This is a genomic window from Bradyrhizobium sp. P2_E8 (genome assembly GCF_056403875.1).
Map to the genome: position 1 here is coordinate 1 of NZ_JBFUES010000827.1, position 3,404 is coordinate 3,404.

Here is a 3,404-nt window from a genome sequence, read left to right on the forward strand (position 1 = left end):
GATGTAGGGCATGCGGCAGGGAATGCAGATCGCATTCTCGAACGCATCGCGATCGAAATTCAGGTGCCCGCACAGCTCGTTCAGGATGTCCGCGCCGCCGCAATCGGACATCGGCTTCCCGACGAAATTGCCGACGCGGTCCGGATGCAGCGCATAACCCCAGAACACCYGGACGTCCTTCGGCTGACCCGCGAAATGCGGCTGATGATACAGCACCGCCGACATCAGCCAGTTGGAATCCCTGAACGTCACCAGCCCGCCGGTGCCGGCCCTGTTGCCCGAGAACGCCTCCATCTTGTCGAAGAAGCGCGGATCGCGGCAGGTGACCGTGAAGGACAGCCAGTATGATTCCGGGATCGAGGTGTTGAACGCGGACGGATTGCCGAATTCGGGACGTCCCTGCGCGATCGTCTCCCACACAGCGCCCAGCCCTGGCTGTCGGCCTTGGTCAGGTGCGGCGGCGGCTCGGTCATGGTGCCCAGGCTCGAGGCATCCGTCATCGAGCCGTTCTGGAGGAACACGAGATCGCCGTCCTCGAGGCGGACGTTGGCGGTGCGGCCGTCGCGATCGAGCACGAGCTGGCGCACGCGCACGCGTCCGGCCTCGTCTTCGAGCGTCATGTCGGTGACGCGGGTGCCGCGCACGAATTGCACGCCTTGCCGCTTCAGCCAGTCGGCAAGCGGCCGCACGATCGCGTCATACTGGTTGTAGACGGTACGCTTGACGCCGGCGAGGGTTTCGATGCGCGGGAATTCGTTCATGAAGCGGTGCAGATAGCGCTTCAGTTCGACCGCGCTGTGCCAGGGCTGGAAGGCGAAAGTGGTCTGCCACATGTACCAGAAACTGGACTCGAAGAATTTTGGCGACAGCCAGTCGGTGATGCGGCTGTTGCCGAGCGTTTCCTCCGAGGCCTCGGTGAGCCGCAGCAGCTCGAGCCGGTCGCGCGCGGAGAAGCCCATGTGGGAGACGTCGATCTTGAAGCGGTTGCGGTCGACCAGCCGCGCCTGCGAATGCGCCGGGTTCTCCTCGTTGAACGCGACGGTCTCGTCCCGCACGCTCAGGCCCGGACGTTCGAGCGAGGGGATGCCTGACAGCAGGTCCCAGGTGCATTCGTAGTGATCGGTGGTGAGCATGCGCCCGCCGCGCAACGAATAGGCGCCGTTCGCGAGCGGTGCGCCGTCGAGGCTGCCGCCGAGCAGCGGCTGCGCCTCGTAGATCACGATGTCGCGTCCCGGCAGCTGCGCGTCGCGAACCAGGAACGCCGCGCCCGCGAGCGATCCGATGCCACCACCGATGAAATACGCCTTCATGACTTGCCTCGATTGCAATTCGAATTCTCGCGGCGAGATTGCATGGGAGCCGGCGGCCGAAATTGCGCTGGATCAAGCGCAGCGGAAGCGGCGTTCAAGAGGACGTGAGCGCTCTCTCTTCCATAGCGTCATGGCCGAGACAAGCCCGGCCATGACGCTATGGAAACTTCGTGCTCCAAGCAGGAAGACGCGAGCTCAGGACGCTCTCGCCGGCTTCTTCGCATAGATCTGCGCGATCTCGTCGGCGAAGCGGTGCTCGAGCGCGGGGCGCTTGTTCTTCAGCGTCGGCGTCAGCAGGCCGGCGGCGATGGTCCAGGGATCCAGCGTCCACCACACCGCGCGCGGCGTCGCGTAGKACGGATAGGCCTTCACCGCCGCCGCGATTCTGGCAAGCAGGGCGGCCCGCTCCGCCGCGCCGCCTTGCTTGCCGTTCGCGGCGAGCCTTTCTTTCTCCTGCACCCAGGCTTTTGCATTGAGCACGACCAGCGCGGTGAGGAACGGCCGCTGCTCGCCGACCACCAGCGCCTGCTCGAACAGGGGATCGGCCAGGATCGCGGTCTCGAGATCCACCGGCGCGATCTTCTCGCCGGTGGACGTCACGAGGATATCCTTGATGCGGCCGGTGATGGTGATGCGCCCGTTCTCGATGCGGGCCTGGTCGCCGGTGTGCAGCCAGCCATCGGCCTCCTTCACGCGGCGCGTCTCCTCGGGTTTGTGCCAGTAGCCGAGCATCACGCTGGGACCGCGCACCAGCAGCTCGTCGTTCTCGCCTAACCTGACCTCGACGCCGTCGAGCACGCGGCCGACCGAGTGCGGATCGTTGTCCTCGGGGGTGTTGACCGAGACCACCGGCGAGGTCTCGGTCATGCCGTAGCCCTGGAGGATGTCGAGCCCGAGCGCGAGAAACAGCCGAATGACAGGCTCGGCGATCGGCGCACCGCCGGAGACCGCGACGCGCAGGCGGCCGCCGAGCTGCGCCAGCACCTTGTCGGCGACGAGCCGCTTCAACAGCGGCCAGGCCAGCCGGTCGAACAGCGAGAGTGCGCCGCGTCCCTGCCGCGCTTCGAAACGCCGGCCGCCGACGGCCATCGTGAGGTCGAGCAGCGTCCGCTCGATGCTTCCGGCCGATGCGCGATGCTGCATGATCAGCGCATGGACGCGCTCATAGATCCGCGGTACCGAGATCAGCACCGTCGGCCTCACATGCTTGAGGTCGTCCCCGAGCTGCGGCACCGAGCGCGCATAGGCGACGCAGGCCCCGGCCGCGATCGGATAGTAATAGCCGCCGGTGCGCTCGAAAGTGTGCGAGAGCGGCAGGAAGGACAGGAAGACGTCGTCGGGCGACGCCGCGATGCGATGCGCGATCGCCTTCACATTGGCGACGACGTTGTCATGCGACAGCATCACGCCCTTCGGCCGTCCGGTCGTGCCCGAGGTGTAGACGATGGCGGCAAGATCGTCCGGCGCTACCGCGACGTCGGGCAATGGCGCGGTCGCGCCAGGAGCGGACCCGAGCCAATGGTCGAGCGCGACGATGCGTGAATCGGCCGGCGCCGGCCCGGTCATCTCAGTGCAGACGACGCGCTTGAGCGCATCGAGCGGCTGGCCGGTGGCCACGATCGCCTGCCAGCGCTCCAGCGTATCCACGAACAGCAGCAGCGCGCCGGAATCGGCGAGGATGTAGGCAATGCTGTCGGGGTTGTCGACCGCATGCATCGGCACCGGCACGAGACCGCGCGACAGCGCCGCCTGGTCCATTGCGATGTGCGGAATGCCGTTCGGCATCAGGATGGCGATACGCTCGCCGGGCGAGAACTCCTCCGCGGCCAGCGCCCGCCGCCACAGCTCGAATTCCGCGTCGATCTCGTGCCAGGACTGGCTGACCCAGCGTCCCGCATCCGCGTCGAAATGGCGATAGGCCTCCGCCGCCGGCGTCGCCTTGACGCGCCAGCGCAGCAGTTCCGGCAGTGTCTTCACGTCAGCGAGCGTCTGCGGTTGACTGATCGGCCCCGGCATGGCGTCCTTTCCTGACCGTCGATTCCCGTGAATCTGGGGGCTCGACACTAGGCTGGCCAGTCCTCGCCGCCTTTATCC

The 3,404-nt window shown here is 66.6% G+C and carries 1 protein-coding gene and 1 pseudogene; both read right to left on the reverse strand.

Annotation, left to right across the window (positions count from 1 at the left end; translation table 11 throughout):
• Positions 1–1,310: pseudogene (locus AC1D00_RS32575) on the reverse strand (oleate hydratase); the annotation flags it as partial.
• 195 nt (positions 1,311–1,505) lie between these two features.
• Complete coding sequence (locus AC1D00_RS32580) at positions 1,506–3,326, reverse strand: AMP-dependent synthetase/ligase (protein ID WP_477013492.1); 1,821 nt, start codon at positions 3,324–3,326, stop codon at positions 1,506–1,508.
• Positions 3,327–3,404 lie beyond the last annotated feature (78 nt).